At 49.4% G+C, this 5,981-nt stretch carries 5 protein-coding genes; all 5 read right to left on the bottom strand.

The window, feature by feature from the left end:
• On the bottom strand, window positions 1-1,194 hold a 1,194-nt coding region (locus HRU21_11155; protein NRA42845.1), incomplete at its 3' end, for a class I tRNA ligase family protein.
• Complete coding sequence (gene ribF / locus HRU21_11160) at window positions 1,194-2,156, bottom strand: bifunctional riboflavin kinase/FAD synthetase (GenBank protein ID NRA42846.1); 963 nt, start codon at window positions 2,154-2,156, stop codon at window positions 1,194-1,196. The genes ribF and HRU21_11155, both read right to left, overlap by 1 nt.
• Before the next feature lie 218 nt (window positions 2,157-2,374).
• A complete protein-coding gene (gene murJ / locus HRU21_11165; GenBank protein ID NRA42847.1) occupies window positions 2,375-4,075 on the bottom strand; it encodes a murein biosynthesis integral membrane protein MurJ in 1,701 nt (566 codons plus the stop codon).
• A 4-nt stretch (window positions 4,076-4,079) separates the two neighbouring features.
• Complete coding sequence (locus HRU21_11170; GenBank protein ID NRA42848.1) at window positions 4,080-4,742, bottom strand: NUDIX domain-containing protein; 663 nt, start codon at window positions 4,740-4,742, stop codon at window positions 4,080-4,082.
• Window positions 4,735-5,751, bottom strand: coding sequence for an aspartate carbamoyltransferase (locus tag HRU21_11175; GenBank protein ID NRA42849.1), 1,017 nt, complete (start codon window positions 5,749-5,751; stop codon window positions 4,735-4,737). The genes HRU21_11170 and HRU21_11175 overlap by 8 nt, the downstream gene beginning before the upstream one ends.
• Window positions 5,752-5,981 lie beyond the last annotated feature (230 nt).

Here is a 5,981-nt window from a genome sequence, read left to right on the forward strand (position 1 = left end):
ATGTGTAAACTCTACATGCTTCAGTAACTTACCACGCTCATCTAACAATGCAACAATGTCAGCATTGGCTTTAAAAATATGCTTACCCCCTACCAAAGGGGTATCGTCAAAATACACGCCGTTTGCGGCAACCGGGTTATACACCTCAAGGCCATAGAGCTGACCAACATTAAAATCATCCACACCATGACCTGGCGCAGTATGCACACAGCCGGTACCGGCATCGGTTGTCACATGCTCGCCGCAAATCACTGGCAATAATTTATCTAAGAATGGGTGTTGCAGCTGCAGATGTTCAAGCTTGTGACCAGGCGCACTGGCAATAACGGTGTAATCGAGCGCGTAGCGCGACAAACAGCTTTGATAAAGCGCCTCAGCGACAATCAGATTTTGCCCCTCACCCTGTAACAGCACGTACTCTAATTCAGGGTGCACCGACACTGCCAAACTGGCCGGCAGCGTCCACGGGGTAGTGGTCCAAATAACTACGGCACTTGCTTGCTCGATGCTGCAGTTAAAGGCTTTAGAGAGTGCCGCCAAGTCGTCAACACTGTAGGCCACATCAATGGCAGATGATTGCTTATCTTGATACTCCACCTCGGCTTCAGCCAAAGCTGAACCACAGTCTAAGCACCAATGTACGGGCTTAAAGCCTTTTTGCAAATGCCCATTGTCAATAATTTTTGCCAGCGAACGCACCGTGTCGGCTTCAAATTGAAAGTCCATGGTTTTATAAGGCTTTGCCCAATCACCCAGTACACCAAGCCGCTGAAAATCAGCCATCTGCCCTGCTACCTGCTTCTCGGCATAGTCACGGCATTTTTGTCGAAAGGTTTTCGCATCCACCTTAACCCCAGGCTTGCCAACTTTTTTCTCAACGTTCAGCTCAATCGGCAGACCATGGCAGTCCCAGCCCGGTACATAGGGCGCATCGAAACCACTTAAGGTTTTTGATTTGATAATAATGTCTTTGAGAATTTTATTGACCGAGTGACCAATATGAATATCGCCGTTGGCATAGGGAGGGCCATCATGCAAAATAAATGGCTCGGCACCGGCGCGCGCGCTTCGAATCTTTTGGTATAGATTATTATCTTGCCATTGCTGCAAACGCTTCGGTTCGCTTTGCGCCAAACCACCTTTCATGGGAAAGGCAGTTTCAGGCAGGTTAAGGCTTGACTTATAGTCAGTCATTATTGAGTCTCTATAGAAATATCAGGGGTTTGACGAGCAAAGTACGCACGTGCTTGTTCAATATCGGCAAAAATAGCCTGTTGCAATAGCTCAAACGAGGCAAATTTTTTCTCATCGCGCAGCTTCTGACGAAACGTCACCGTTAAGGTTTTATTATAAATGGTGGCATCGAAGTCGAGTAAGTGCACTTCTAAAATGGCGGTTAAATTATTACCCACGGTCGGCCGAGTACCGACATTGGCAACGCCAGGCAAAATAACATCGCTACCTTTCAGCTGCGCCTCTACCGCATACACACCGGCCATCGGTGATTTAATACGGTGCAGCTGCAAATTGGCCGTAGGAACACCAATGGTTCTACCTAGCTGCTGACCATATACCACCTTGCCGGTCATGGAGTAAGGCCGTCCTAACAAACGCTCTGCTAAGGCAAAATCGCCGGCCTCTAGGGTACGTCGAATACGGGTTGAACTGGCGCGCTCATCATCAATCGCCAGCGTTTGTGTGGCAGACACGCCAAAGCCTAAGTCACGACCCATTTTTTCTAGCAGAGTAAAATCGCCACGACGCTCATGACCAAAACGTAAATCATCACCGACGATCATATGTTTCATGCCAAGCTGGCGATGAAAGATGGTTTCAATAAAATCTTCTGCCGGCACTTCAGAGACCGCTTGATCAAAATGAATACCCAACACGCGATCAATGCCCTGCTCGGCTAAGGCGACAATCTTTTCACGAAAGCTCATCAAGCGCGCCGGCGCGGCTTGCGGAGCAAAATATTCACGCGGCAGGGGTTCAAGCGTGATCACTAAAGACGGCAGCTGATGCTGCTGCGCCTGCTGCTTAAGCTGCGCCAAGACCGCCTGATGGCCACGGTGCACGCCATCAAACGCACCAATGGTTGCCACACAACCTTGGTGTCGAGTTCGAATATTGTGTAAACCGCGAATTAATTCCATCTGCTCTCAGAGATTTAGCCGGTACAAATTGCATCAGTCTGCGCGACATTTGTCATTTATCTGCGCTTCAGCAGCAGCGCATTTTACAAACTTTAGATCGACTGTTAAAAAGGCGCGATTATAGCGTATTTCATGGGCAGTGAGCTAGCCATTTGATAGCAGCTGCGCGGCGCAAACAATCAAAAACCTGCATGCGTATTAGCGGCTATTTGACCTTATTAATGCGACACAGGGCTACGGATATCCTTGAGCCTAAGCCCTAGTAGCACATGCGACAGCGCATAAACGCATATGCCGCCAAGCACCAAACCAAGCATCGGCAAAACCCTACCCTGCCATGATTGGCTCAGCCAAAATTCAGCGTCAGGGCTGGTAAAATACAGAAAAGCAGCCAAAGCAGCACTGGCTAAGATGGCACGCAGCAGTAATAGATAAAAACCCGGCTGCACTGCATAGACCTGTTTTTGCAGCAGACCGGAGAGTAGCAGCCCGGCGTTCAACAGCGCTGACAGCCCGGTCGCTAACGCCAGCCCTACATGGCCAATTTGCCAATAATAATGCAGCGGCAGCACCAGCAGCAGATTTAATAGCATATTGGCAAACATGGCGATAATGCCGATTTTGACCGGGGTTTTCATATCTAATTGCGCGTAATATCCAGGAGCCAGCACCTTGATGGCCATAAAAGGCAGAAGGCCTAAACTATAGGCCTGCAGACTTAAGGCAGCCATAGTGATATCAGACTCAGTAAATGCCTCGCCATAGTAAAACAGCGTCGCCAGCAAGGGCTCAGCCAACATAAATAGCGCTAGCGCGGCCGGTAGACTGATCAGCAGTATCATACGCATCGACCAATCTAGGGTTTTTTGAAACTCAGCCTGATTAGCATTCGCGTGCTTACGCGACAGCGAGGGTAAAATCACGGTACTTACTGCAATAGCAAATACACCCAGCGGCAGTTCAACCAAGCGGTCTGAGAAATACAGCCACGAGACAGAACCTGTGGGTAAAAACGATGCCAACACCGTATCCAATAATAGATTGATTTGGCTAACTGATACACCAAACAGCGCCGGCAACATCAGCGTCAGAATGCGCCGCACACCGTCGTCTTGCCAATCCCATTTAGGGCTGGGCAGTAAATGGATATTGGCTAAGAACGGCAGCTGAAATAAAAATTGTGCCAGCCCCGCCACAAACACCGCCCAGGCCAAAGCCATAACCGGCTCTTGAAAATAATCAACGCCCCACACTGCTCCAGTAATCAAGCACAGATTTAATATGACTGGGGTAAAGGCCGGCACGGCAAAACGGCCATAGCTGTTTAAAATCGCTCCCGCAAAACCCGCCATGGAGATAAACAATAAATACGGAAAAGTGATTTGGATCAGGCTTGCCGTGAGCGCATATTTGTCCGGGTCGGACAAAAAGCCGGGCGCAAACACGGCGGTAAGCCAAGGCGCGCCAACCACGGCTAGGCCACAGACCATAATCAACACCGAGCCAAGGCTAGCTGCCACCCGATCTAACAGCGCTTTTACTGCGGCAAAATCTCGCTGCTCTCGATATTCAGACAGCACCGGCACAAAGGCCTGCGAAAATGCGCCCTCAGAAAATAAGCGCCGTAAAAACTGCGGCACTTTAAAGGCAATAAAAAATGCATCAGCGTTTGCGGTAGCGCCAACCATAATGGCGATACACATATCACGCAGCAAGCCTAGCACACGCGATAGCATGGTCATGCTGCTAACCAACAAACTTGAGCGCAGCAGGCCAGTCTTTTTTACCGCGACCGCAGTCTCATCTAGACTGGCGTCTTGTGCTTGTGTTTGCGTTTTTGTTTGTGCTTGTTTCTGTTCTGATTCAAAAGCGGGCTTAGAGGAAGATTCCGAGCGCTGATCAGGCGGTGTATCCGACATAGGATCAGGCCTCGTGCTGGCAATCTAACGCAGGCAGCTTCGCCCAAAGTTCTGGCAACTGCGCACGGTGCAGTTGAAACCACTGTAGCGCAATGACCGTCATCGCATTATTAATAATGCCTTGTTGTAAATATTGCAGGGCATCATCAACCTTTACAATATGCAGCCGAATATCCTCATGTTCGTCTGCCACGCCAAAAATTGCCGACTGAACCTGCGCCAAATCCACCTTAGCGCAAAACAAGCTAAAAAATTCACTGCTGCCGCCGGGGCTGCAAAAATACTCTAACATCGGTGTTATAGCGTCTATTTCCAAACCGGCTTCTTCAGCCGTTTCACGTCTCGCCACAGCGGCTTTTGACTCGTCAGGCTTGTCTAACATGCCCGCAACAATTTCCAACAGCCACGGGCTTTGGCTGCGACCCAGCGCGCCAATGCGCAGCTGCTCAACCAAGGCGAACGCTTCAAGCGCTGGATCATATAACAACACCCCCACAGCATCACCGCGTAGACAAAGTTCGCGTTGAAAAAGCTCAGACCAGCTGCCATCAAAGCGCTTATGGCGTAAATGTAGCTGCTGCAGTTTAAAAAAACCGTCAAAGCCTGAGGCACGTTCAACAATATCAACATCGGCTTGCTGAAACTGACTAAAGGGCAGCTTACCCATGGCGGCTGCCCGTAAACCAATTGACCGGGCGATCATATTTGGCGACCAAATCAACCACATCTAATACCAAGGCAAATAATGCCATACGCACTAGCACGCCATTATCTGCTTGGCGAAAGATTGCCAGATTAGGATTGGTATTTAGGTCTATATCAAGCTCATTGGCCTCTTGCCGAGAGTCACGCGGCAGAGGGTGCATAATAATCGTGTTAGGATCACAAAACTGGCTATAAATTGACTGATTCAGGCGAAATTTACCACGATAGAGGTCGGCTTCAGCCTGTGAAGGAAAACGTTCTTCTTGAATACGGGTAGAGTATAAAATATCGATATTTTGAATATTCGGCTCTAGCGCCTCACAAATTGTCACACTATGACCAGCCTCACGCATGGCTTCAACAATGCTTTCTGGCATGGCTAGGTCGCGCGGCGATATCAAACGCACTTCAATGCCTTGATAAAGCGTTAGTAATTTACACAGCGAATGCACGGTGCGGCCGTTACGTAAATCGCCCACCATGGCAATGCGCAGCTGCTCCACAGCGCGGCCACGCGACTTAAGCTCAGAACGAATGGTGTATAAATCAAGCAAGGCCTGTGTCGGGTGTTCATTTGAACCGTCGCCACCGTTAAGCACGGGCACCCGACTGCCTTCAGCAAACTCTGCTACCGAGCCAGGCTGCGGATGGCGCATGGCAATCACATCAGAATAGCCTGACAGCACTCTGGCGGTATCAAACAGTGACTCACCTTTTGACAGCGCCGATGACTGCAGCCCAGTGGTTTCGCGTACACTACCGCCAAGTAAGTTAAAGGCTGCGCCAAAGCTGACACGGGTGCGCGTAGAGGCCTCAAAAAACATATTACCGAGCACCGCGCCCTCTAAAACCTTACTGGCTTTTTCGCGATAAGCATAAGGCTTCATGCGGTCGGCAACGGCAAAAATGGTTTCAATATCGGGGATATCGAATTGGCTGATAGAAAGGATGTGGCTGCCAGGAAATTTCACGCATCGATTCCTTCAAGGTGGCGGATGATATTTGGCCATTATGCCTTCAACTGCCGAGGCTTGCACAAAAAAATTAAACCGTGGTTTGATATTATTGGGGATATTGCTGCCTAGCCATCACCAATGAGTTGGCGCCGCGCTCATCATTAGCAAGCCAGACTAGCACTTGTCTGTGATAGAAGTTATCCAAAATAGAACTCATCTAAACTACAGCTCATCTAAACTAAAGC

The organism is Pseudomonadales bacterium (assembly GCA_013215025.1).
Taxonomy (GTDB): Bacteria; Pseudomonadota; Gammaproteobacteria; order Pseudomonadales; family DT-91; genus DT-91.